Genomic DNA, 23,927 nt, shown 5'->3' on the forward strand with positions numbered 1-23,927 from the left:
GACTTTTGGCATGAGCGAAGGCCCGAACCCAATGCCTGGGCGCGGCACCCTGAACCAGCGGTTCGGCCGCCTTGTGACTCATGCGCGCTTGTCGCTCTGGTGGGAGGAGGCCTGGCCCCGGCTCTGGCTGCCGCTTGCCATTGTTCTCGCCTTTCTCACCCTGTCGTGGCTCGGCCTCTGGCTCGATCTGCCTGTCCTGTGGCGGACGATCGGGCTCAGCCTGTTCACGGCAGCCTTCGTCCTGTCGCTTTGGCCCCTCTTACGCCTGAGAATGCCGAACCGGACCCGGGCTCTCGACCGGCTCGACCGGGAGACCGGCCTCACCACCGGCCCGGCCAGGGCCCTCGACGATTCCCTGGCCCTGGGCTCCGCCGATCCCGGCACCCGGGCCCTGTGGGCGCTGCACCGCAGGCGTGCGGAGGAGGCCGTCGGCCGGATGCGCGTCGGCCTGCCGCGGCCGGACATGCCGCGCCGCGACCGCTATGCGGTGCGGGCCGCAGGCCTGCTCGCCCTGGTGACGAGCGCCTTCGTGGCCGGTCCCGAGATCGGCTCGCGCCTGGCTGCCGCCTTCGACTGGCGGGATCCGAAAATCGCAACCGCCTCCTTCCGCATCGACGGCTGGATCGACCCGCCCCTCTACACCCGCACCCCGCCTCTCATGATCGACCTTGCCCGAGGGCAGAACTTGAAGGCGCCGGTCCATTCCACGGTAGTCGTCCGCATTGCCGGCGAAGGCAACGCAGAGGTCAAGCCGGGGAAGGGCCTCACGCCCCTGCCCCCGAAAGCCGGCCAGCGCGCCGACATGCGCGAGGAGCGCTACACCCTCGAAGGCTCCAGCGAGCTCACGGTCAGCACGGGCTTTGCCCACAGCGTGACCCTCACCATCGAGGCCATCCCTGACCGGATGCCCGAGGTCGCCTTCACCACCCCGCCCGAGGTGAATGCCCGCGGCACCTTCACCCTCTCCTACAAGGGCAAGGACGATTACGGCATCAACGCCCTGGAAGGCATTGTGGAGAAGGCCGACAACAGCCGAGGCCGCTCCCTCGTGCCGGCGCCGCAGCTGACGCTGGCGCTCCCGAGCCACGAGGAGAACGCGCCGGACACCAAGTCACCGGTCGACCTCACCAACCATGCCTGGGCCGGCGCGCCGGTGACGATCCAGCTGAAGGCCAAGGACGAGGCAGGCCAGGAGGCCAAGAGCGAGAAGATCACCTTCACCCTGCCGCAGCGCCCTTTCACCAATCCGCTCGCCAAGGCCCTGGTGGAGCAGCGGCGCACCCTCCTGCTCGCGCCCGACGATCGGAAGCGCGTGCAAGTGGCCCTCGATGCCCTGCTGATCGCGCCTGATCAATACACCCCACAATGGGGGGTGTTCATGGGGCTGCGCACGGGAGCGGAGCGCCTGCGGGTCGCCAGAACCGATCAGGATCTGCTCGATGTGGCTGACTGGCTCTGGACCATGGCGCTCCAGATCGAGGATGGCGGGCTGTCGGATGCGGAGCGTGAGCTGCGCGCCGCCCAGGACCGCCTGAAGGAGGCCATGGACCGGGGCGCCACGGACGACGAGATCCGTCGCCTGACCGAGGAGCTGCGCCAGGCCATGGACAAGTTCCTGCGGGAATTCGCCCAGCGTATGCAGCAGAACCAGCAGCAATCGCAGAACCAGAACCAGCGCGCTCCGGATCGGATGATCTCGCAGGACGATCTCAACCGCATGCTGCGCCAGATGGAGGAGGCCATGCGCCGCGGCGACGTGGCCGAGGCCCAGCGCCTGCTCGAGCAGTTGCGCAACATCCTCGAGAACCTGCAGACCGCCCAGCCCAACAGCCGCATGACCGACCCTCTCGGCCGCGAGATGAACCAGGCCATGCAGGATATGGAGGACATGGCGCGCGAGCAGCAGAACCTGCGCGACGAAACCTTCCGCGACGGGCAGAACCGGCGCATGCAGCAGGGCGACCGCAACAGCCAGCGCCAGCAGGGTCAACGCCAGGGCCAAAGGCAGCAGGGTCAGCGTCAACAGGGCCAGCAAGGGGAACAGGGCGAAGGCCAGGAGCAGGCCGAGGACGGCCAAGGTGCTCGGGACCAGGATCCCCTGGGCCTCAGGCAGCGGCAGCAGGCCCTGAGGGAGAGGCTCGAAGAGCTGCAGCGGCGCATGCAGGGCATGGGCATGCAGGGCGAGCAGGGCCTCGGCGAGGCCGAGCAGGCCATGCGCGATGCCGAAGGCGCTCTCGGCCAGGGCCAGGACGGCCCGGCGGTCGATGCCCAGGGCCGGGCTCTGGAGAGCCTCCGGCGCGGCATGCAAGGCATGGCGCAACAGATGCAGCAGATGCAGCAGGGCGAGGGCAACGAGCAGGCGGGCGGTCAGGAAGATCCCTTGGGGCAGCCGCAGGGCAACCAGCAGGCGGGGCAGCGGGACACTGATCCGCTAGGCCGTCCGGTCAGGAACCCGGACTACCCCGATGGCCGCGTTGAAGTGCCAGGCCCTAACGGATCTCCAGCCCAGCGCGCCCAGCGTATTCTGGAAGAACTGCGACGCAAGTTGGGCGATCCGAGCCGCGCGCAGGAAGAGCTTGAGTATTTCGACCGGCTGCTGCGCAGAAACTAATAGCGGGGTTAACGCACCCCTTGTCTCTTCGACGGGTTCGGGCCACGGTCGCCCAAACCTTCTTATGGAATCACGATGTCCGGTTTTGTCGATCTGCTTGTGCCGATAGCGGTTGTCGCTGTCGCTCTCGTTCTGCTTCTCGGTCTGTTCAACATGCTGCGCGGCGGCAATGCCAATCGGTCGCAGCATCTCATGCGCCTGCGCGTGCTGCTGCAGTTCATCGCCATCATCGTCATCATGGGCGTGATCTGGTGGAGAGCCGCCTGAGCACCGAAGGCTTCCCATACGCGAGGTTCTGCGATGCGCATCTCAGGATGTTCATAAGCGTGGACAACCGGCATCACCTGTCCGGATAATGCTGCAGGCATCTCGGTATTGACACGTTTTCGCCACGGTTTGTATTAAGACATCGTTAGCCATAACGGCGTAGCCTGTTGGCCTTAATTTTTATTGAGTTATGGACCTTTTAATGCGCACCAGCCCGGCCTTAGGCCTGAGTCTTCTGGTCCTGTTCATGGGATCGGCAGGCGCTTTGGGCTCCGATTTCAGACGACAGGCCGACACTTCCCAAACGTCATCTCAAGCGAGCATCCTGTCGGAATTCCGTTTCGGGTTGTCGGCTCAGGATCCCTGGGGACGAGAAGGACGCGACGGATCGGCCAACCTGACCGGCGAAATTCTCTTCGACAAGCCTTTCACCGCATCGGACCTTTTCACCAGCTATTTCATTCCCCGGCCGCATCTCGGCGGCAGCCTGAACTTCGACGATCGCACCAGCTTCGCCTATGCCGGCCTGTCCTGGACGATCGACGTCACCCCGAGCATCTTCGTCGAAGGCAGCTTCGGCGGCGCCATCCATAACGGCAAGGATTCCTCGCATCCGCTCTCGGATCGTCAGGCGGTGGGCTGCTCGCCCCTGTTCCGCGAATCCGGCTCGGTTGGCGTGCGGCTCTCCGCCAACTGGAGCGTGCTGGCGACCATCGAGCACCTGTCCGATGGCGGCACCTGCTCGGACGAGAACAGAGGCTTGACGAATGTCGGCGCGCGGGTCGGGTATTCGTTCTAGAGCATCGGACCAAAAGTGGCTTGCACTCTTGGCATGGATCTGATGCTCAATCTACAATGAGCGAATCCAACCTGTCAGGCCTTTCATGGTCGTCCTGAACCGCATCTACACCCGCACCGGCGACACCGGTACCACGGCGCTCGCCGCCGGCGGACGCCGCCCGAAGCATGACCTTCGCATCGAAGCCTATGGCACGGTGGACGAGACCAATGCCTGCATTGGCATGGTCCGCCTTCACACGACGGGCCATGAAATCGACCCGATGCTGGGCCGCATCCAGAATGACCTGTTCGATCTCGGCGCAGATCTCGCAACCGTCGAGACGGACAAGCCCCTCCCCTACGAGCCCCTGCGCATCAGCCAAGCCCAGGTGGACCGTCTCGAGCAGGAGATCGACCGCCTGAACGGCGAATTGTCGGTGCTTCGCTCCTTCGTCCTCCCGGGCGGCACGCCCGCGGCCGCAGCGCTCCATCTGGCCCGCACAATCTGCCGCCGCGCGGAGCGTCATGTGGTCGAACTCACGGAAAAGCCGGACGAGAAGGTCTCCCCGGAAGCGGTAAAATACCTGAACCGCCTGTCCGACTTCTTGTTCGTCGCATCCCGTTACGTGAATGATAAGGGTGCGCTCGACGTTCTCTGGGTGCCGGGACAGAATCGGTAGAGAACAGCACCATGTTCTTACCGCTTCACGACGGCGTTCCTCTCCAGCACATGAAAACTCCGGTCGTGGCGCGATCCATCATTATCGCCTGCACGCTCTTTTATGCGGTTTACATTCTCGACCCGCGCGGCCCCGATGAGATGGTCGGAGGTTTCAGCCTCATCCCCTCTGTTTTGTTTGGCCTGGAATCCCTGCCTGAGGGATACCCCTATGTGCCGGTCTGGATGACGCTCTTCACCAATATCTTCGTGCATGGATCCTGGTTTCACTTGATCGGCAACATGTTGTTCCTTTGGGTGTTCGGCGACAACGTAGAGGATGCCATGGGGCATCTGCGCTTCCTCCTGTTCTTCCTGCTCTGCGGCGCGATCGCCAGCCTCGCGCACGCCCTCACCTCCTTCTATGTGGGAGGAGCGGCCCCTATAGGCGACGTCACATTGCTTCCTCCCAATCGCCCGCTCATTGGAGCATCCGGTGCCGTATCGGGTATCGTGGCGGCTTACCTTATCCTCTACCCCCGCGTGCGGATCTGGGCGCTTTTCCTGAACGGTCTTCCCTTAAGGCTTCCCGCCTACTGGACCATCGGATTCTGGTTCGCCCTCCAGTTCATCTCCGCCTTCCTGGGCAGCGATGACAGCGTCGGCTGGTTTGCCCATCTTGGCGGCTTTCTCATCGGCGCTATTCTCACCCCCATCATGCGCCGTCGCTACGACCCCGTGCTCGCCCGCGTGCAGGCGCAGGAACTGCAAGCGCCGCGTTGACAATCGGGTTTCGACCATTACGGTCCATCCGCCTTTTTCCTATATGTCCGGAGAGCCGTTTGTCGGCCATATCCGGATCCGACCTTTGGTGAGGACAGTCGAATGAAGCTTCTTGTCTGTGTGAAGCGGGTTGTGGACTACAACGTGAAGATCCGGGTGAAGCCGGACGGATCGGGCGTGGAACTCGCCAACATCAAGATGTCCATGAACCCCTTCGATGAGATCGCCGTCGAGGAGGCCGTGCGCCTCAAGGAGCAGGGCAAGGCCACCGAGATCGTCGCCGTGTCCATCGGCCCGCAGCAGGCTGGCGAAACGATCCGCACGGCGCTCGCCATGGGCGCCGACCGGGGCATCCTGGTCAAGACCGATGCCACCGTGGAGCCGCTGGCCGTCGCCAAGATCCTGGCCAAGGTCGTGGAGCAGGAGAAGCCCGATCTCATCATCATGGGCAAGCAGGCCATCGATGACGATGCCAACCAGACCGGCCAGATGCTCGCAGCGCTGCTGGGCTGGCCGCAGGGCACCTTCGCGTTCAAGGTCGCTGTGGGCGAGGGCTCCATCGACGTGACCCGCGAGGTCGACGGCGGCCTGCAGACGGTGGGCCTCAAGCTGCCTGCCATCGTCACCACGGACCTGCGCCTCAACGAGCCGCGCTATGCGTCCCTGCCCAACATCATGAAGGCCAAGAAGAAACCCCTCGACGAGACCTCGCCCGAGACACTGGGCGTCGACGTGGCGCCGCGCCTGAAGGTCGTGAAGACCGCCGAGCCCGGCGGCCGCAAGGCCGGCGTGAAGGTCGGGTCGGTCGCCGAACTGGTCCAGAAGCTCAAAGTCGAAGCCGGCGTGCTCTGAGAGGATTAAGAACAATGACCACCTTGCTGTTTGCCGAGCACGACAACGCTCACCTGAAGGATGCCACCCATAAGGCGCTCTCTGCCGCAAAGGCGCTCGGTGCACCCGTGCACGTGCTGGTGGCCGGCTCCAATGCCCGCGCGGCGGCCGAGGCTGCCGCCAAGCTCGAGGGGGTGGAGAAGGTGCTGCTGGCCGATGCGGCCCCTTACGAGCACCAACTCGCCGAGCCGACCGCGGCGCTCATCGTGTCGCTCGCGGGCTCCTACGATGCCCTGGTGGCGCCCGCCACCAGCAAGGGCAAGAACGTGATGCCCCGCGTGGCGGCGCTGCTCGACGTGATGCAGGTCTCCGATATCATCAAGGTGCTCTCGCCCGACACCTTCGAGCGGCCGATCTATGCCGGCAACGCCATCCAGACCGTGCAGGCTACGGACGCCAAGAAGGTGATCACCGTGCGCACCGCGGCCTTCCCGGCGGCGGGTGAAGGCGGCTCTGCCCCAATCGAGGCTGTCGGCCCTGCCGACGATTCAGGCCTGTCGAGCTTCAAGGGCGAGGAGATCGCCCAGAACGACCGGCCCGAGCTGACATCGGCGAAGATCATCATTTCCGGCGGCCGCTCCCTCGGCTCGGCCGATGCCTTCAAGCAGTACATCGAGCCGATCGCCGACAAGCTCGGCGCCGCCATGGGTGCCTCGCGGGCTGCCGTCGATGCGGGCTATGCCCCGAACGACTGGCAGGTGGGCCAGACCGGCAAGGTGGTGGCACCCGATCTCTACATCGCGGTCGGGATTTCAGGCGCCATTCAGCACCTGGCCGGTATGAAGGATTCCAAGGTGATCGTGGCGATCAACAAGGACGAGGAGGCTCCGATCTTCCAGGTGGCCGATTACGGCCTTGTGGGCGACCTCTTCACCATCCTCCCCGAACTGAAGGAGGAGTTGACCAAAGCCGGTCAATAAGGTCAGGAATAAGGACGGACCGGGCGGAACCTCCGCCCGGCCGCTTTGACGGTTGGATGCAGGCAGCAGATCGATGGGCATTGAGATCAAGACGGTTGGCGTGATCGGCGCGGGACAGATGGGAAGCGGCATCGCCCATGTCTGTTCGAATGCGGGGTTCAACGTCCGGCTCAACGATCTCTCCGAGGAACGGATCAATGCCGGCCTCGCCACGATCAACGGCAACATGGCCCGGCAGGTCTCCAAGGGAGCCATCACCGAGGCAGACCGGCAGACCGCGCTCGAGCGCATCAAGCCCGCCCGCACCTATGACGATCTGGGCGCCTGCGACATCGTCATCGAGGCCGCGACCGAGAACGAGGAGGTGAAGCGCAAGATCTTTACCAATCTCTGCCCTTCGCTCCGGCCCGACGCGATGGTTGCAACCAACACCTCGTCGATCTCCATCACGAGACTCGCGGCCGCCACGGACCGGCCCGAGAAGTTCATTGGCATCCACTTCATGAACCCGGTGCCGGTGATGCAGCTCGTGGAGCTGATCCGCGGCATTGCAACCGACGACGCGACCTATGAGTCGTCCAAGGAGTTCATCCACAAGCTCGGCAAGACATCGACGGCTGCCGAGGACTTCCCGGCCTTCATCGTCAACCGCATCCTCCTGCCGATGATCAACGAGGCGATCTACACCCTCTATGAAGGCGTGGGGTCAGTTGAGGCCATCGACACGGCCATGCGGCTCGGCGCTAACCATCCCATGGGGCCGCTTCAACTCGCCGACTTCATCGGCCTCGACACCTGCCTGTCGATCATGCAGGTGCTCCACGAGGGCCTGGCCGATTCCAAATACCGTCCCTGCCCGCTTCTGGTGAAATACGTCGAAGCCGGCTGGCTCGGCCGCAAGACGAAGCGCGGCTTCTACGATTATCGCGGCGAGAAGCCGGTTCCGACCCGCTAACGAGGCTCAGGCCGCCGAGGCATGTCCGGGTTCTGTCGGCGCAAGGTCAGATCAGCCGCCGGAACGTGTCGGCAAAGTAATACACGCCAAAGCTCCATAGGCCTGCCCATAGTGCTGCCCCAAGGGCGTTCGCCACGACGAAATGGCTCCAGGGCATTCCAACGGATCCGGCGATCAGGCCGTTGAGCTGCCGCAGGACCACGATAAACCGCGCCGTGAGCACCATGAGGAAGCCCCTGGTCTGCGCCATCGTTTCAAGGCGCGTCAGGCGCTCTGGGGTCAGCTTGAGGGAGGGGCCGTAGCGCTTCAGCAGGCGGCGGCCGCCGAATCGGCCGATAAGGTAGCCCGTACTGTCGCCAAGCATGGCGCCCGTCCAGGCGGCGAGGAATACGTGCTCGACCTCAAGATCTCCCCGCGTGGCCAGCAGGGCGGCCGCGACGAGCGCACTCTCGCCCGGCAACGGGACGCCGAAGGACTCGAAGTAGAGGATGATCAACAGGGCCCAGACTCCATAGGCCGCGATCGCCGGCTCGATCCAGGCCAGGCCATGTTGCAGCAGGTTCATCGGGGCACCGGAGCGAAGGTGTACCCGAAGATCATGGAGCCGATCATGCCAGCGCTTCCTGTGGGTGCGTCACAGACGTCTGAGCCTTTGATCTTCACAACAGCGTCACACCCCCTATAGTCTACTCATACGGGATATGACTCTTCTCTTTCCCAAAGGGGAGGTGCGGTGACGATACACGTCCAACCTGTTGTGCGACCGGAGGCCTGCCCAGCCCTCGTTCTCAATGCCGACTACCGGCCTTTGAGTTACTATCCCCTGTCCATCTGGTGCTGGCAGGATGCGATCAAGGCGGTCTTCCTCGACCGGGTCAACATCGTGTCGGAATACGACAAGGTCGTGCGAAGTCCGACCTTCGAGTTTCGCCTTCCCTCGGTCATCTCCTTAAAAAACTACGTCAAGCCGTCGCGGCACCCGGCCTTCACCCGCTTCAACGTCTTCCTGCGCGACCGCTTCAGCTGCCAGTATTGCGGCATTCGCGAGGACCTCACCTTCGATCATGTCATTCCCCGCTCTAAGGGCGGTCAGACCACCTGGGAAAACGTCGTCGCGGCCTGCGCGCCCTGCAACCTCAAGAAGGGAGACAAGCTGCCCCGTGAGGTGGAAATGTGGCCGCGCCAGAGCCCCTTCGCCCCCACGATCCACGACCTCCATTCCAACGGCCGCCTGTTCCCGCCGAACTATCTCCACGACAGCTGGATGGACTATCTCTACTGGGATAGCGAACTGGAGCCTTAAGGCCCTTACCTCTTCAGGCTGTCAGCGGCCGAGGCAGAAACCCTTGCCGATCGCCGCCTTAGCCGCGAAGGCTGCCAGCCCCAGCGAAATCAGCACGTTCCATCCCGCAAGCGAGAGGCCGAGGAAGCGCCATGCAGCTTCCGTGCAGCTGACCACGCGGGTGTTCTGCAGCTGGTTCAGGAAATCGCCGACATTGCCCGCGCCCGCGCCGGCCCCGCCCCCGCAATCGCTCGGGCCTGCGAACACGCGCCACTCGACGCCGGAATGATAGGCACCGAGCCCCGCGCTCACGACGAAGATGAGTGCGAGAAGCCACAGCCCTACCCTGGTCCAGCGCGGCGGCAGGAGGGCCGCCGCGAGTCCGAGCGGAATGGCGATGTAATAGGGATTGCGCTGGATGAGGCAGAGCTTGCAGGGCACATAGCCGAAGACATGCTCGAACACGAGCGCGCCGCTAATGGTGGCCGCGGCGCCCAGAGCGACGGCCAGGGCGGCCTGGCGCAGGGAGAGAGCGAGACGCATTGATCGTCTCCCTAGTGGAACAGGTAGCGGAAAGCGACGAACCCGCCCACGATGGCCACGATGGCGACTGTCGCGACCAGGTTGAAGTTGTTGTCGATGATCGCCTTGATGCGCGGCCCGAACTGGCTCATCAGCAGGGCCACCAGGAAGAACCGGGCGCCGCGGGTCAGGATCGACAGCGCAATGAACCAGCCGAGATGGTAGCCCGCGAAGCCCGACGTGATGGTCACAAGCTTGTAGGGGATCGGGGTCAGGCCTTTCAGCAGGATCACCCAGTGGCCGTAATCGGCATAGGCGTGCCGGAACGTTTCTGCACCGTCTGCGAGGCCGTAGAGCTGGAAGAGCCACGCCCCGACGGAATCATAAAGACCCAATCCGATGAAATAGCCCAGGATGCCCCCGAGAACCGAGGCGATCGTGCAGATCAGGGCATAGGACCAGGCCTTGTCCGGCCGCGCCAGCATCATCGGCACGAGCATCACGTCCGGGGGAACCGGGAAGAAGGAGCTTTCCGCGAAGGACACGGCCGCCAGCGCATAGGGGGCCGAGGGCCGCGCCGCGAGGGAGAGGGTCCAATCGTAGAGACGTCTGAGCATGGGGTTTCCGACCGGTTTGAGGGGCCTGCCGCCCCGCGCCCTTTGAGCACACGGCGCTCCGAAAGGCGAGAGGCCGGCCTGCGGCTTCCCTTCACATCTGGCACATTGACCAGCCTTCATGCCTCATGGTACGTCGCAGGTCCTTGCCCCTGTGGCGGAATTGGTAGACGCGCTCGACTCAAAATCGAGTTCCGCAAGGAGTGCTGGTTCGATCCCGGCCAGGGGCACCACTGACCTCTCAGTGGCACGGCGAGAAGCCGAAAGGCATTCAAGAATCCCAAAAATGTTGAGCCCAGGCCGAACTTGGCGCTGCGCATGGATGCCGCCTTGCTCATCTCAATGGATTATCGCTTTCGGGCTACCTCATGTTCCACATTGCACAGGTGGCTACGTTTGGAACAAATGCCCGCGCTGGGGATGCCGGATGCGAATGGGCTTTGGAAACGCCCATGCCGCATCAAGAACGCAGTCAATCCAAGCCGGGAGGGGCATGTGATGGAATATGAAATCGAAGCAGTTGCACGCGCATTGTATTCTGCCGAAGATGACGCTCAGGTTTGGGACTACGAGCCGGAGATCATCAAGGATGAATTCCGCAAATATGCCCAGACTGCCCTAGCGCTACTTGCGCAGCGCCGCAGGCAGGAGCGATTTGACAGTCAGGCCGTTGCCTTTCCTTATGCCGCGTAGGCCTTCGCGCCATTCCATTTACTTTACGAGCGCATCGGGCGGAAAAGTGGACCCGGTTTTCCGCGCTGAACGATGCTCTGATTCAAAGTGGAAGCATCGGACCCAAAAGTGCAAATCCACTTTTGGATCCGATGCTTTAGCAGCGTGATGAGAACGTCCGCGACTTGAGTAAGCCGCGGGCGCCTTGCTTGAGATGTGCTGTTAATCAGCCGCGATGCTCGATCACCGTCACGATGCGACGGGTGCGGGGCTCAAGGATCACAATCTGATCGCGCACGACGATGTATTTGCATTCCGGCAGGCCGGTCAGGATGCGCTCGACATTGTCCGGGCAATCGTAAAGGGTCGTCACCGACGTCGGAACCGTCGAGCCGACGCTGACGCTGAACTCCACATTGGTGAGAGGCTGCACGTTCACGCTGCTAAACGACCGCGAGATCTGCGTCCGCTGCTCCGAGGTCACATTGATATTCGCGGAACCGGACGAAGTCGTGCTGCCGGTGGTGTTGGTATTCGCTGCGCCGCCAGCCGTGTTTGCGGCGTTGCCCGTGGTGTTCGAGCTGCCGCTCGTGCCGCTGGAGGCCGTGCCTGACTTCGTGCCATGGGTCGCTCCTTGCGCTGTGCCGGAGGTACCGGACGTGCCGGATTGGGCGCTATCGGTCGAGCTGCCGCCTGTGGCCGAGGTGCCGGAGGAGCCGCCGGTGCTGCTGGAAGCGGAGCCACCCGACGTCGTTCCGCTCGATGAGCCGGATGCACCGCCCATGGTCGAGCCCGAGGCTCCACCGGACGAACCGCCGGGCGTCATGATCGCGGAGCCGCCTGAGGAACCGCCCGACGCGCCGCCGGAACTGCTGCCACTTGAGCTACCGCTCGTCTGTGCCATTGCAGCCACGCTCAGGGACAGGGTCGCGGCTGCTACGCCGGCCAGTAAAGTCACACGCATTGGATGAAATCTCCCTATGATGGAGAGCCGACAATGGCCCTCAGCAATGCCTATCAACGGGGGTTTTCAGGGAGGGTTCCGTTCCCATTCATAAGTGTTGGCGGCGTACATCTGGGGTTCATGAACATGAACGAAAAGCCGTGAAAAACTAGGCTTTTCTGCTGGAACACCGCCTCCTCAATACATGCACGGAAGACGGTGTGCTGAGTCCGCGTCGTGCCTGTTTGTCAGGGATGAGCAGTGCTGTGCAGATGCTCTGACACAAGCGGCGCAAAAGCTGCGACGACCTTCTCGTAAACAGGGCGTTTGAACGGAATGATTAGTTCCGGCAAGCGATGCATCTCTTCCCACCGCCATTCGTCGAATTCAGGCCTGTGGCCGCCTCCGCCTGGCTGAAGGATGTTGATCTCGCGCTCATCGCCCTCGAACCGGAAGGCGAACCATTTTTGGTTCTGTCCCCGGTAGCGCCCGCGCCAAGCGCGCCCCGCCACCATAGTGGGCAGATCATAGGCATACCATTCGGGCGCTTCTGCCAAGAGGCTCACGGAACGGACGCTGGTTTCCTCATGGAGTTCGCGCAGAGCCGCCTGATAGGGCTCCTCGCCGGGATCGATCCCGCCCTGAGGCATCTGCCAGGAATAGCCGTCGGACGCCGCATCGGCCTCGGACCGACGCCGGCCGATGAAAACCAAGCCTTGCTTGTTGATCAGCATCACGCCGACGCAGGAGCGGTAGGGCAGATCCGTTCTGGCCTGTGATCCTCGTGCGCTCCTCATCAGACACTTACTCCCTTAATCGCGAAACCCGAATGCAACCGGTTCTTATTAGTGCCGGCGCTTGGTCATGGTTCCGAAGCAAGACGAGAGAGTGCCGCTTCACCAGTCCTTTCACAAGCTTTTCCGCAGGCCTGTGGATCCTGCAACGAAAACGGGCCCGGCGGATGTTCATCCCGCCGGGCCCGTTTGTATCAGTATTTCTCGAACGAAAGGACGATCGGCCCTTAGTTCGGATTCGGAGCCGTGGTGGTGTTGGCCGCACCCTTGCGCACGCCATGCAGCAGGTCATAGGCAGCAATGAGCTGCTTGTCCTTGGCCGCATCCGTCGGAATGTAGGCGGAGGAACCGCCGCGCTCTTCCTTCTCGCCGCCATTCTGCAGGTGGCCGCGCAGGCCGGCCTCGCCCTTGGTCTCGTCCTTGCCCTTCAGTTCCTCGGGGATGTCCTGCAGCACCTCGACGTCAGGATCGATGCCCTTGGCCTGGATCGAGCGGCCGGCCGGGGTGTAGTAGCGCGCCGTCGTCAGGCGCACGGCCCCGTTGCCGCCGAGCGGGATGATGGTCTGCACGGAGCCCTTGCCGAAGGAGCGGGTACCGAGAACCGTCGCCCGCTTGTGGTCCTGCAGGGCGCCGGCCACGATCTCGGAGGCCGAGGCCGAACCGCCGTTGACGAGCACTACCAGGGGCTTGCCCTTGGCCAGATCGCCGACCTTGGCGCTGAAGCGCTGGGTATCCTCGGCATTCCGGCTGCGGGTCGAGACGATCTCGCCCCGGTCGAGGAAGGCGTCCGACACCATGATCGCCTGGTCGAGCAGGCCGCCCGGGTTGTTGCGCAGGTCGATGACGAAGCCCGCCACCTTGTCGGCGCCGATGTCGCTGGTGAGCTTGTCGATGCCCGCCCGCAGAGCCTCGTAGGTCTGCTCGTTGAACTGGGTCACGCGCAGCACACCGATATCGCCCTCGGCGCGAGCCCTCACGGGGCGCACCTTGATGGTCTCGCGGGTCAGCTTCACCACCACCGGATCCTTGGCTTCCTTGCGCTGGATCTTGAGGGTGACGGAGGAGTTGACCGGACCGCGCATCTTGTCGACGGCCTGGTTCAGGTTGAGGCCCTGGACCGGCTCGTCGTTGATGTGGGTGATGATGTCATTAGCCATCACCCCGGCCCGAGAGGCGGGAGTCTCATCGATCGGGGTCACGACCTTGACCAAGCCCTCCTCCATGGTGACCTCGATGCCAAGGCCGCCGAACTCGCCGCGGGTCTGCACCTGCATGTCGCGGAAGCTCTTGGCATCCATGAAGCTCGAATGCGGATCGAGGGAGGTCAGCATGCCATTGATGGCAGCCTCGACCAGCTTGGCCTCTTCAGGCTTTTCGACGTAGTCCGTGCGGACCTTCTCGAAGACGTCTCCGAAAAGGCTCAGCTGCCGGTACGTGTCGGCCGAGGCGGCAATCGCGCTCATGCCGGACAGGAGGCTGGTCTGCGACACCATGGTCGCGCTGCCTGCACCGATGGCCGCACCGAGAATCAACAGTGATAGTTTGCGCATTATCCGCGAACCTTTTCGCTTTGCGATTTTGCCCACCAGGGACTTGGGTCAATGGAACCGCCGTCTTTCCTGAACTCAACATAGAGGACGGGATTGTTCTTTTCTATGGCGGCACCGATCAAACTCATGAGAGGAGCCTCTCCCATGGTCGCAACGGGCTCGCCGGCGAGCACGAACTGCCCAACATCGACGTTGATTTGGTCCATACCGGCCAGAAGAACATAGTATCCCCCACCGGCATTGATGATCAAGAGTCGACCATAGGAGCGGAAGGGGCCCGCAAAGGCCACCCACCCATCCGCCGGTGATACCACGGTTGCATTCTGTCGCGTCGTGATCGAAATGCCACGCGTCGTTCCGCCATACCCGTCCGAGGCGCCGAAATCCAGGGTCGTCTCACCGCTGACCGGGCGCGGCAGCAGCCCGCGCGCGTCCGAGAAGGGAATTTTGGGCGCCAGCCGCGCTGGATCCCGGAAGGCCAGCTGGGCAAATTTCTCGCGTGTTTCCTTTTGCTGTGCTTCGGCCGCCTTGCGGGCCTCATCCGTAGCCCTCTGCGCCCCGGCGATCTCCGCTTCCATGCGGTCGATCAGCTCCTTGAGCGTCCCGGCCTGCCGGGCCAGTTCTTCGGCTTTTTGCCGCTCAGTGCCCGCATTGCGCTCGACCTCGGCGATCCGGTCCTGGCGGGCCTCCATGAGGGCGGCGAGGCGCTCCTGCTCGCGTGTGAGCCCCGTCAGTTCCCCGTTCAGGGTCGTACGATCCGTGGTGATCGCCTCCTTCAGGCGCACCAGCTCGGTCAGGTCGGTCGCCAGGATCTCGGCCTCGACGCGGAGCTCGGGCAGAACGGCCCCCAGCATGATCGAGGCGCGCACGGCCTCGAGCATGTCCTCCGGCCGCACCAGCACGGCCGGCGGCGGACGGCGGCCCATGCGCTGCAGGGCGGCGAACACCTCGATGATAACGCCCCGCCGGCTCTGCAGGGACCGGCGAATGGCCGCTTCGCTGGAGGTCAGGGTCTGGAGCCGCTGCTCCAGGCCGCGAATCCGGTCTTCGGTTCCGCGGACGCGCTCGGCCGTCCCGATCAGGGCGGTGTTGAGCTTGGCCCGGTCGGCCTTGATGGCTTCGATCTCGGCCTCGAGGCGGCGGCGGGCTTCCGCATTGACCGTGATGGCCTCCTCCAGCACCTTGAGGTCCTGCTCACGGCGCGTCTTTTCCTCGGCCGTTTCGACCGGAGCCATGGGAGGCGAGGCAGGCACGGGCTGCTGGGCCCGGGCGGGGCTCAGGCCGGCGGCGAGCATCAAGGCAAGGCCGAGGGCCGTGCGGGAGAATGAAGATTTGAAGCGAAACATCCGGTCAGGAATCATCGTGGCCGGCGCGATGATAAGGGTGTCCGGCGATGATTGTCAGGGCCCTATAAAGCTGTTCGGCCACGAGCGCCCGCACAATCTGGTGCGGCATGGTGAGCGCCCCGAAGGACACCATGAGGTCGGCGCGCTGGCGCAGCTTGGGATCGAGACCGTCGGGTCCACCGATGACGCAGGCGATTCCGGCGCGGCCCTCGTCCCGCCACTGCCTGATCTTCTCGGCAAAAGCTTCGCTGGAGAGGCTCTTGCCGCGCTCGTCGAACACGACCAGCACGGACGAGCCCGCCTTTTCGAGCAAGGCCGCCGCCTCTTCCGTGCGCCGGTCATCGTCCCGTCGCGCGCGGCTCTCCGGCAGCTCGACCATGTCGAGCCCGGCCAAGCCCAGAGCCCGGCCCATGCCGTCGACCCGTAGCCTGTATCGCTCGACCAGCTCCCGCTCGGGGCCGCTCTTGAGACGGCCCACGGCCAGCAAGCTCAGTCGCACGATCTTAGCCTTATGCTAGCTTGCGCGATCCTGCGGGCGGTCGGCGCCCCACATCTTCTCGAGGTTATAGAAACCGCGAACCTCAGGACGGAAAACGTGGATCAGCACGTCGCCGGCATCGATGAGCACCCAATCGCAGGCCGGCAGGCCCTCGACGCGCGCGTTTCCGAACCCCTTGTCCTTGAGGTCCTTGATCACGCGCTCGGCAATCGCGCCGACATGGCGGTCGGAGCGGCCTGAAGTCACGATCATGGTGTCGGCAAGCGAGGTCTTTCCGGCCAGGTCGATCTCGACCGTGTTCTCGGCCTTCATGTCCTCGATGGAAGCCAGGGCGACAGCCCGGATGTCCTCTTGTGCAGGAGCATCCGCTCCGGCGAGAGGAGGAAGCGGGTTCATGTCCGCTTCGACGGAGGATAGTCGGTTCAGGTTCAGGCCCTTTCTCAGCAGCACTCGGAGGTGCCGACCCTTAAGATAGTGCGGGAAGGCCCCATTTTTCAACGTCCCCCGACGGAAGAAGTTCGTCGCAACCGGCGCAGCAGAGTGGATGACAGATGGGACCGGGGCCCGTGCAGGAACGCCCAGGCGGGTGGCTTCAGGTCCGGCAGTGCCAGGGCATCAGCCTCATTGATCCTGGCTCCCGACAGAGCCGTGGCGCTGCGGGAGCGGACCGCCTTCAGGGTCCAGCCGGGCCGGTCGATGATGGCGATCGGCATCATGCGGGCGATGCGCCGCCAGCCCCGCCAGCGGTGGAAGCTCGCCAGATTGTCCGCCCCCATGATCCATACGAACCGGACGTTTGGATAGCGCCGTTTGAGGTAGGACAGGGTATCGACCGTGTAGCGGGCGCCGATCTCCTCCTCGAAGGCGGTCACGTCGATGCGGGGATCGCCGGCCACAGCCTGAGCCTCCTCCACCCGCATGGCCGTGGTGGCGAGTTCGCCCGTGTCCTTCAAGGGGTTGCCCGGCGTGACGATCCACCAGATCCGGTCGAGTCTGAGACGCTTGAGGGCCATCAGGCTCACATGCCGGTGCCCGGCATGGGCAGGGTTGAAGGAGCCGCCATAGAGGCCGATCCGCATGCCGGGAGCCACCCGCGGCAGACGGGCCAGGCTGGATGGTCTGATGCGGAAACGGGAGGGGCTGAGCTTCACGGACGCGTCTGGCCCGCGCCGCGGATGCGGTACTTGAACGAGGTCAGCTGCTCGACCCCGACCGGCCCCCGGGCATGCATCCGGCCCGTGGCAATGCCGATCTCGGCCCCGAAGCCGAACTCGCCGCCATCGGCGAACTGGGTCGAGGCGTTGTGGAGCACGATGGCTGAATCCACCTCCGCCAGGAAGCGCTCGGCCGTGGCCACGTCGTCCGTGACAATGGAATCCGTGTGGTGGGAGCCATAAGATTCGATATGTCGGATGGCCTCGTCCAGACCATCGACCACCCGGACGGAGATGATGGCATCGAGGTACTCGGTGCGCCAATCCTCCTCGGTGGCTGGGGTCACGCGCGGGTCGGCAACCTGCACAGCCTCGTCTCCGCGCACGGCGCATCCGGCATCGAGGAGCATCGTCACCAGAGGCTTCAGATGCGTGTCTGCGCAGGCGCGGTCCACCAGCAGGGTCTCGGCGGAACCGCAGACGCCCGTGCGGCGCATCTTGGCGTTCAGCACGATATTTTTGGCCATCTCCAGATCGGCCGCTCCATGCACGAAGACATGGCAGATGCCCTCCAGATGCGCGAAGACCGGCACGCGGGCCTCTTCCTGAACCCGCGCCACGAGGCTTTTTCCTCCGCGCGGCACGATCACGTCGATGTTGCCGTCGAGACCCGACAGCATGGCGCCCACCGCCGCCCGGTCGCGGGTCGGCACGAGGCGGATGGCGTCAGCGGGCAAGCCCGCCTGCTCCAGCCCCTCCCCCATGGCCTTCGCGATGGCCAAGGACGTGCGGAAGCTCTCCGATCCCGTGCGCAGGATCGCTGCATTGCCGGCCTTGAGGCACAGCGCACCCGCATCCGCCGTCACGTTGGGACGGCTCTCGAAGATCACGCCCACAACGCCAAGCGGCGTCGCCACGCGCTCGATCTCTAACCCGTTCGGGCGCTCGAAGCGCGCCAGTACGCGCCCGACCGGATCGGGCAGATCGGCGATGCTCTCGACCGCCGCTGCGATGGCTTCAAGGCGCTCAGGGTTCAGCATGAGCCGGTCGATGAAGGAGGCAGGCTGCCCCTTGGCCTTCGCTTCGGCCAGATCCTGCTCGTTTGCGGCCAGGATCGCATCGGCCTCCGCCCGAATGCGGGCGGCCATGGCGCGCAAAGCAGCGTTCTTGTCCTCGGTGGAGGCCAGCGCCACGCGCCGGGCGGCCGCCCGCGCGCGGCGGCCAAGTTCGCGCATGAGAGCCGGAACGTCCGGCGTTCCAACCGAAGCCGCACCTGAAGCCGCCCTTGGTGCGTTGAGATGGTCAGCGAGCACTTCTGCAATCAAGGCGCGAATATCGTCCATGTCCCAGTTCCACCCCCTGATGGCCTCAGGGGAAATGCCTCATTCGGAACCCATAGCACGGCAGGTGGCCTCAGAGCCAAGCCGCTCCGCCTTGCCTGAGATCCGGATTGGAACCTCGGGCTGGCACTATCGGTCCTGGCACGGACCTTTCTACCCGGCGCGCCTGAAGATCAAGGATTTCCTGTCCTATTACGTCCAGCGCTTCGACACGGCGGAGATCAATAACTCCTTCTACAGGCTTCCCACCGAGCAGGCCGTGCGGGCCTGGCACGATTCCACGCCGAAGCGATTCCTGTTCGCCTGGAAGGCCTCGCGCTTCATCACGCATATGAAGCGGCTGAAAGGGATCGAAGAGAGCATCGATCTCGTCTTCGGTCGCATGAACGGCTTGGGCGACAAGTTCGGCCCGGTTCTGTTTCAGCTGCCACCCACCTTCAAGGCCGATGTAGAGACGCGGGAGCGGGTGGCGCGCTGCCTGTCACTTGTGCCGCAGAGGCGCCGCTGCGCTCTCGAATTCCGGCACCCGAGCTGGTACGAGGAGGACGCTTTCCGAATCCTTCGCGATCACAACGCAGCCTTGTGCATCTCCGATCACGCGGATGCACCAGCGCCCTGGGAGGCGACTGCGGATTTCGTCTATGTTCGTGCCCATGGCACCAATGGCCGCTACGCAGGCAGCTATTCAGCCGAAACATTGCAGGACTGGACCCGGCGCATTGCCGATTGGCGCAAGGATGAGCGCAGCGTCTATGTGTATTTCGACAACGACATCAAAAGCGCCGCGCCCGGCGACGCGCAAGCCTTGCTGAGGCTCGTGAGCGAAGATCAGTCGCTGAGCGCCATGTCGTCCCGGTGAACCATCTCGGTGCGGCCGGGATAGCCGAGGATGCCCTCGATCTCACGGCTCGGCCGGCCGATGATGCGCACTGCATCCTCCGCGTCATAGGCCACGAGCCCCCGCCCGAGCACGCGGGCTTCGTTGCGGATCGTCACCGCGTCGCCGCGATGGAACGAGCCCTCGATCCGGCGCACGCCCACCGGCAGCAGGCTCGCGCCGCTCTGCAGGGCTCGCGCCGCGCCCTCATCCACGAAAAGCGTGCCGCGCGGCTCAAGGGCGCCGGCGATCCAGGTCTTGCGGGCGGTGGCGGGATTGGACGGCGTGAGGAACCACGTGCAGCGCCCACCCTCGGCCACGCGCTTCAACGGGTTCTTCGTGCGGCCATCCGCGATGATCATGTGCGTGCCGCCGGCGGTGGCGATCTTGCCGGCTTCGACCTTGGTGCGCATGCCGCCACGCGACAATTCCGAGGCCGCTCCCCCCGCCATGGCCTCGATGGCGGGCGTGATGCGCTCGACCACCGGGATGTGCTCGGCATTGGGATCGGATGCGGGCGGCGCCGTATAGAGGCCGTCAATGTCAGAGAACAGCACCAGGAGATCGGCGCCGATCATGGTGGCGACGCGGGCCGCCAAGCGATCGTTGTCGCCGTAGCGGATCTCGGAGGTCGCCACCGTGTCGTTCTCATTGATGACAGGCACGGCGCGCATCTCGAGAAGCTTCAGGGTCGTGGCGCGGGCATTCAGGTAACGCCGCCGCTGCTCCGTGTCGGCAAGCGTCACCAGGATCTGGCCCGCCGTGATGCCGTGATGGGCCAGCACCTCGGACCAGGTGCGGGCGAGCGCGATCTGCCCGACCGCCGCAGCCGCCTGGCTCTCCTCAAGCCGCAAGGGTCCGGACGGGAGCCCCAGCACCGTGCGCCCCATGGCGATGGCCCCGGAGGAGACGACGAGAACGTCGGCGCCCATGGCATGGAGATCGGCAATGTCCTCGGCCAGCGCCGCGAGCCAGGCATGGTTCAGCCGTCCGCGTGCCCGATCCACAAGCAGGGCGGAGCCGACCTTCAGGACGACGCGGCGGAACTGGCTGAGCTGCGGGCTCACGGATGCCACTCTTCCTGGGGTTGGGACGGCTTTTCTTCCACCTTCGCCTGGTCGATGACGCCGAGAAGCGCCTGAAGCACCTCCTGCACGCCCTGACCGGAGGCTGAAGAGATCACGTAAGGGGTCCGCTTGCTGGCCTTCTTCAGCTTCTTCAGTTGCTCCTTCAGCATATCCTCATCGAGAGCATCAGCCTTGGACAGAGCAACGACTTCAGGCTTCTCATCGAGCCCGTGGCCATAGGCCTCGATCTCGTGGCGCACCGTCTTGTAGGCCTCGCCCGCATCCTCACTCGTGCCTTCCACCAGATGCAGCAGCACGCGGCAGCGTTCCACATGGCTCAAGAACCGGTCACCCAGGCCGACGCCCTCCGACGCGCCTTCGATCAGGCCCGGAATGTCGGCCAGCACGAATTCGCGGTTATAGGCCCGCACCACCCCGAGACCGGGATGAAGCGTGGTGAAGGGATAATCGGCGATCTTCGGCTTGGCCGCGGTGGTCGTCGCCAGGAACGTGGACTTGCCGGCATTGGGCAATCCGACGAGGCCCGCATCCGCGATCAGCTTGAGGCGCAGGATGAGCGTGCGCTCGATGCCCTCCTGGCCGGGATTGGCCCGGCGCGGAGCCCGGTTGGTCGAGGTGGTGAAATAGGCGTTGCCGAAGCCGCCATTGCCGCCCTTCGCCAGCAGCACCCGCTGGCCCACATGGGTCATGTCGGCGATGACGGTCTCGCCGTCCTCCTCCAGGATCTCCGTTCCGGCCGGAACTTTCAGCACCGCATCGGCGCCCTTGGCGCCGTGCCGGTTCTTGCCCATGCCGTGGCCGCCGGTCTTGGCCTTGAAATGCTGCTGATAGCGGTAGTCGATCAGGGTGTTGAGCCCTTCCACGCATTCCGCCCACACGTCGCCGCCACGGCCGCCGTCGCCGCCGTCCGGGCCGCCGAACTCAATGAACTTTTCACGGCGAAACGAGATGGCGCCGCCACCACCGTTGCCGGAGCGAATATAGATCTTGGCTTGGTCGAGAAATTTCATAACCCGCATCCTTTACGGGACTGGAGCACTTTTCGCAAAAGCGGATCCACTCTCGCGGTTAAAATGCTGTCGTCTAAGTGGTCGTGCGGAAGCAACGCAGACAAAAGAAGAAGTGCTCCCGAACTCATTCGGGAGCACTTCTATTCTAGCTCGCGAGAGACATCTCCCGCTCCACCTCGACCTCAAGGGAGAGAGGTTCGCGCACGAAGCCGGTCTGGCCCCAGGCCTTCAGGCTCTCCCAGGTGCGCCGGTCGAGCCGGAAGTGATCCACCGGATAAAGGCCGCACCGGGCCGGCAGCTCGGAGAGCCCCGCACCTTGATAGGCGAAGCCGCACTTCTCCAGCACTCGGCGGGAACCCGGGTTGATCACCCGGGCGCAGGCCGTGACCTCATCCTCCTCGCCATAGGCGAAGAAGGCGTCGATCAGCGCCCGGACCGCCTCGGTAGCATAGCCCTTGCCCCAGTAAGGGGTGCCGAGCCAATAGCCGAGGTCGGGCTTGCCCGTGTCCGCACTCGGGCCGATCCCCACCATGCCGATGAGACTGTTAGGCTTGCCCTTCGGCGTTATGGCGAGCTGCAATCCTTCACCGTCCGCATTGGACCGCCGGGACTGGAAGATAAATCGCTCGGCATCGTCCGGATGATACGGATGGGGAATTCGCGCCGTCATCTCCGCGACCGCTTTCTCCCCGGCAAGGCGTACGATGGCTTGGGCATCCGCGAGACGGGCCCAGCGCAGCCACAGGCCACGGGTCTCGAGGCGGAAAACATCGTCACGGGTGAGGTCGGGAAACATCGTCTTGCTCCGATCCGGTCGGGCCCTCCTTGGGCCCTGGAAATGACGAAGGGGAGGTGGACATCCCACCTCCCCTGTCGATTTCGGATTGGAGCTTGGCCTTTTCGGGCCTATCTGGAGCTCTTATCCGCCGGGTCGGTGTGATGCCGGCGGGAGCTCCTTCGTTTCGCTCTCGCCGTTTACTCTGCGGCCTCTTGGGCCGGTACGACCGATACAAAGGCTCGGCCTTGACGCGTCAGGAATCGGACTCGGCCATTGGCCGTGGCAAAGAGGGTATGATCTTTGCCCATGCCGACATTCGCGCCGGCATGCCATTTGGTGCCGCGCTGACGAATAATAATGTTGCCGGCGACAACCTGCTGATCGCCGAAACGCTTGACGCCCAGACGACGGCCTGCCGAGTCGCGACCGTTGCGAGACGAACCGCCTGCTTTTTTGTGAGCCATGGGTTACTCCCGTGTCCTGTGTTGAGCCGAGCGCTTATTCAGCGGTGGCCGGCGCAGCTTCGTCAGCCGCAGCCTTGGTGGTCTTCTTGGCCGCAGCCTTCTTGGGCTTTTCGCCACCGGCGAGGATCTCGGTGATCCGCACGACGGTATAGTCCTGGCGATGCCCGCGCTTGCGGCGCGAATTCTGGCGACGGCGCTTCTTGAAGGAGATGACCTTCTCGCCGCGGGTGTGTTCCACCACTTCGCCTGCCACGGTCACGCCCTCGATGAGGGGGGCGCCAACTTGGGTGCTGCCGTCGTTGGTGACCATAAGAACCTGGTCGAACGTGACGGCGGTGCCCGGCTCGCCTGCGAGCGTGGCGACGGTGATGACGTCGTTGGCGGCAACGCGATACTGCTTGCCGCCGGTCTTGATCACTGCGAACATCTTGATCCTCGTGTTCAAACCCAATTCTCAGCGGGGGAAGCCCCCGTCGGATTGGCTTTTTGGCAGTTTCCGGCTTCGGTTCGCGGCAACCTCACGCTGCCGCACGGATATGCGCAGGCACGCGTGCCCGCTCATAGAGGACGCCTACCTACCGGCGGCCCCGTTCTTTGTCAATCAAAAACCTTGCTTTTGGCGCTTGAAGACCCGCAAAGCCCATGATATCCACCCCGCCTCAACCAGCGGGCTTAGACGCCTTCGCACCCCGGAGAGGTGGCAGAGTGGTTGAATGCACCGCACTCGAAATGCGGCATACGGGCAACCGTATCGGGAGTTCGAATCTCCCCCTCTCCGCCATTATCTCAGCCTCTGAAATAGCAGAGTTTTTTTCTTAAGGATCTCGGCCCTTAAGTGCCGGATTTCTTGTGCCAATTCCGAAAGAGCCATTCTCTGGCAGATATTTTCTAGGCACCATACAGGGCTTTTACAGCTCCAACTCTGCCTCTGTTATCCGCCTGAAAAGCACCCAGCCCGGTTGTGGCGCAACTGACGCTGTGGATGCAATTGCTTTGATCAATCACCACTTTCAACTCGAGAGCGGAAGTTCGACCAAGGTCTGCTCGTCGCGAGATAGTGTTGATTTAGTCGGGCATTGATTGGGCTGGGTTGGCGTGATTCCATTCTCCTGTCGCTTTTTCGGAGGGC

27 protein-coding genes and 2 tRNA genes are annotated in these 23,927 nt (G+C 63.9%); 13 read left to right on the forward strand and 16 right to left on the reverse strand.

All coding sequences use genetic code 11. The features are described 5' to 3' along the window. Positions 1-10: 10 nt before the first annotated feature. From I2H36_RS19355 to I2H36_RS19390, 8 genes are all read left to right on the forward strand, one after another. Complete coding sequence (locus I2H36_RS19355) at positions 11-2,611, forward strand: TIGR02302 family protein (protein WP_196265539.1); 2,601 nt, start codon at positions 11-13, stop codon at positions 2,609-2,611. 75 nt (positions 2,612-2,686) lie between these two features. After that, complete coding sequence (locus tag I2H36_RS19360) at positions 2,687-2,878, forward strand: twin transmembrane helix small protein (protein ID WP_036355177.1); 192 nt, start codon at positions 2,687-2,689, stop codon at positions 2,876-2,878. 202 nt (positions 2,879-3,080) lie between these two features. Beyond that, positions 3,081-3,677: an acyloxyacyl hydrolase gene (locus tag I2H36_RS19365; RefSeq protein WP_196265540.1), complete on the forward strand. Its 597-nt coding sequence runs from the start codon at positions 3,081-3,083 to the stop codon at positions 3,675-3,677. A gap of 85 nt (positions 3,678-3,762) precedes the next feature. Beyond that, on the forward strand, positions 3,763-4,338 hold the full coding sequence (locus I2H36_RS19370; RefSeq protein WP_196265541.1) for a cob(I)yrinic acid a,c-diamide adenosyltransferase: 576 nt from the start codon (positions 3,763-3,765) through the stop codon (positions 4,336-4,338). Positions 4,339-4,349: 11 nt separating this feature from the next. After that, positions 4,350-5,099, forward strand: coding sequence for a rhomboid family intramembrane serine protease (locus I2H36_RS19375; protein WP_196265542.1), 750 nt, complete (start codon positions 4,350-4,352; stop codon positions 5,097-5,099). Between the two features lie 102 nt (positions 5,100-5,201). Next, a complete protein-coding gene (locus I2H36_RS19380; RefSeq protein WP_196265543.1) occupies positions 5,202-5,951 on the forward strand; it encodes an electron transfer flavoprotein subunit beta/FixA family protein in 750 nt (249 codons plus the stop codon). 14 nt (positions 5,952-5,965) lie between these two features. Next, on the forward strand, positions 5,966-6,910 hold the full coding sequence (locus tag I2H36_RS19385) for an electron transfer flavoprotein subunit alpha/FixB family protein (RefSeq protein ID WP_196265544.1): 945 nt from the start codon (positions 5,966-5,968) through the stop codon (positions 6,908-6,910). 73 nt (positions 6,911-6,983) lie between these two features. Continuing rightward, entirely contained in the window at positions 6,984-7,865 is an 882-nt protein-coding gene (locus I2H36_RS19390; RefSeq protein WP_196265545.1) for a 3-hydroxybutyryl-CoA dehydrogenase, read from the forward strand. 46 nt (positions 7,866-7,911) lie between these two features. Here I2H36_RS19390 and I2H36_RS19395 read toward each other — a convergent pair whose 3' ends face one another. Then, on the reverse strand, positions 7,912-8,409 hold the full coding sequence (locus I2H36_RS19395; RefSeq protein ID WP_425523322.1) for a DedA family protein: 498 nt from the start codon (positions 8,407-8,409) through the stop codon (positions 7,912-7,914). Between the two features lie 189 nt (positions 8,410-8,598). On the opposite strand from I2H36_RS19395, the gene I2H36_RS19400 reads away from it, so the two are divergent. Further along, positions 8,599-9,168: an HNH endonuclease gene (locus I2H36_RS19400; RefSeq protein ID WP_196265547.1), complete on the forward strand. Its 570-nt coding sequence runs from the start codon at positions 8,599-8,601 to the stop codon at positions 9,166-9,168. A 21-nt stretch (positions 9,169-9,189) separates the two neighbouring features. Here the strand turns inward: I2H36_RS19400 and I2H36_RS19405 are convergent, their stop codons facing one another. Then, positions 9,190-9,690: a disulfide bond formation protein B gene (locus I2H36_RS19405; RefSeq protein WP_196265548.1), complete on the reverse strand. Its 501-nt coding sequence runs from the start codon at positions 9,688-9,690 to the stop codon at positions 9,190-9,192. Between the two features lie 11 nt (positions 9,691-9,701). After that, positions 9,702-10,286 carry a YqaA family protein gene (locus I2H36_RS19410; RefSeq protein WP_196265549.1) on the reverse strand — a complete coding sequence of 195 codons (585 nt, stop codon included), beginning with the start codon at positions 10,284-10,286 and terminating at the stop codon, positions 9,702-9,704. Between the two features lie 145 nt (positions 10,287-10,431). Between I2H36_RS19410 and I2H36_RS19415 the strand changes: the two genes are divergently transcribed. Both I2H36_RS19415 and I2H36_RS19420 read left to right on the forward strand, forming a co-directional pair. Beyond that, positions 10,432-10,516: transfer RNA gene (locus I2H36_RS19415), tRNA-Leu, on the forward strand. Between the two features lie 85 nt (positions 10,517-10,601). Beyond that, on the forward strand, positions 10,602-10,976 hold the full coding sequence (locus I2H36_RS19420) for a hypothetical protein (RefSeq protein WP_196265550.1): 375 nt from the start codon (positions 10,602-10,604) through the stop codon (positions 10,974-10,976). Positions 10,977-11,181: 205 nt separating this feature from the next. Here the strand turns inward: I2H36_RS19420 and I2H36_RS19425 are convergent, their stop codons facing one another. The 8 genes from I2H36_RS19425 to I2H36_RS19460 form a co-directional block, all read right to left on the reverse strand. Beyond that, positions 11,182-11,919, reverse strand: a complete 738-nt coding sequence (locus I2H36_RS19425; RefSeq protein ID WP_196265551.1) for a DUF1236 domain-containing protein — start codon at positions 11,917-11,919, stop codon at positions 11,182-11,184. Between the two features lie 227 nt (positions 11,920-12,146). Continuing rightward, entirely contained in the window at positions 12,147-12,695 is a 549-nt protein-coding gene (locus I2H36_RS19430; protein ID WP_196265552.1) for an RNA pyrophosphohydrolase, read from the reverse strand. Positions 12,696-12,919: 224 nt separating this feature from the next. After that, positions 12,920-14,242, reverse strand: coding sequence for a S41 family peptidase (locus tag I2H36_RS19435; RefSeq protein WP_196265553.1), 1,323 nt, complete (start codon positions 14,240-14,242; stop codon positions 12,920-12,922). Then, positions 14,242-15,588, reverse strand: a complete 1,347-nt coding sequence (locus tag I2H36_RS19440) for a murein hydrolase activator EnvC family protein (protein ID WP_196265554.1) — start codon at positions 15,586-15,588, stop codon at positions 14,242-14,244. The genes I2H36_RS19435 and I2H36_RS19440 overlap by 1 nt, the downstream gene beginning before the upstream one ends. 4 nt (positions 15,589-15,592) lie before the next feature. Next, complete coding sequence (gene rlmH / locus I2H36_RS19445) at positions 15,593-16,087, reverse strand: 23S rRNA (pseudouridine(1915)-N(3))-methyltransferase RlmH (RefSeq protein WP_196265555.1); 495 nt, start codon at positions 16,085-16,087, stop codon at positions 15,593-15,595. A gap of 15 nt (positions 16,088-16,102) precedes the next feature. Further along, on the reverse strand, positions 16,103-16,483 hold the full coding sequence (gene rsfS, locus I2H36_RS19450; protein WP_196265556.1) for a ribosome silencing factor: 381 nt from the start codon (positions 16,481-16,483) through the stop codon (positions 16,103-16,105). 98 nt (positions 16,484-16,581) lie between these two features. After that, the gene (locus tag I2H36_RS19455; protein WP_196265557.1) at positions 16,582-17,238 is read right to left on the reverse strand and encodes a nicotinate-nucleotide adenylyltransferase; all 657 of its coding nucleotides are present in this window, start codon (positions 17,236-17,238) and stop codon (positions 16,582-16,584) included. After that, positions 17,235-18,476, reverse strand: a complete 1,242-nt coding sequence (locus I2H36_RS19460; protein ID WP_196265562.1) for a glutamate-5-semialdehyde dehydrogenase — start codon at positions 18,474-18,476, stop codon at positions 17,235-17,237. Before I2H36_RS19460 ends, I2H36_RS19455 begins: the two co-directional genes overlap by 4 nt. A gap of 199 nt (positions 18,477-18,675) precedes the next feature. Here I2H36_RS19460 and I2H36_RS19465 point away from each other — a divergent pair, with 199 nt between their 5' ends. Further along, entirely contained in the window at positions 18,676-19,440 is a 765-nt protein-coding gene (locus I2H36_RS19465) for a DUF72 domain-containing protein (protein ID WP_246718921.1), read from the forward strand. On the opposite strand, the gene proB is transcribed toward I2H36_RS19465, so the two are convergent. From proB to rplU, 5 genes are all read right to left on the reverse strand, one after another. Then, on the reverse strand, positions 19,410-20,525 hold the full coding sequence (gene proB, locus I2H36_RS19470) for a glutamate 5-kinase (RefSeq protein WP_196265559.1): 1,116 nt from the start codon (positions 20,523-20,525) through the stop codon (positions 19,410-19,412). The two genes, I2H36_RS19465 and proB, sit on opposite strands and share 31 nt — an antisense overlap. Further along, positions 20,522-21,556 carry a GTPase ObgE gene (obgE, locus tag I2H36_RS19475; RefSeq protein ID WP_196265560.1) on the reverse strand — a complete coding sequence of 345 codons (1,035 nt, stop codon included), beginning with the start codon at positions 21,554-21,556 and terminating at the stop codon, positions 20,522-20,524. Before obgE ends, proB begins: the two co-directional genes overlap by 4 nt. 145 nt (positions 21,557-21,701) lie before the next feature. Next, positions 21,702-22,352, reverse strand: a complete 651-nt coding sequence (locus tag I2H36_RS19480) for a GNAT family N-acetyltransferase (protein WP_196265561.1) — start codon at positions 22,350-22,352, stop codon at positions 21,702-21,704. Between the two features lie 179 nt (positions 22,353-22,531). Then, positions 22,532-22,798: a 50S ribosomal protein L27 gene (gene rpmA, locus I2H36_RS19485; protein ID WP_036355650.1), complete on the reverse strand. Its 267-nt coding sequence runs from the start codon at positions 22,796-22,798 to the stop codon at positions 22,532-22,534. 34 nt (positions 22,799-22,832) lie between these two features. Next, positions 22,833-23,225: a 50S ribosomal protein L21 gene (gene rplU, locus I2H36_RS19490; RefSeq protein WP_173946682.1), complete on the reverse strand. Its 393-nt coding sequence runs from the start codon at positions 23,223-23,225 to the stop codon at positions 22,833-22,835. Positions 23,226-23,489: 264 nt separating this feature from the next. On the opposite strand from rplU, the gene I2H36_RS19495 reads away from it, so the two are divergent. Further along, positions 23,490-23,579, forward strand: a tRNA-Ser gene (locus tag I2H36_RS19495). The last annotated feature ends 348 nt before the right edge of the window (positions 23,580-23,927 follow it).

It is taken from the genome of Microvirga terrestris (assembly GCF_015694425.1).
Taxonomy (GTDB): Bacteria; Pseudomonadota; Alphaproteobacteria; order Rhizobiales; family Beijerinckiaceae; genus Microvirga; species Microvirga terrestris.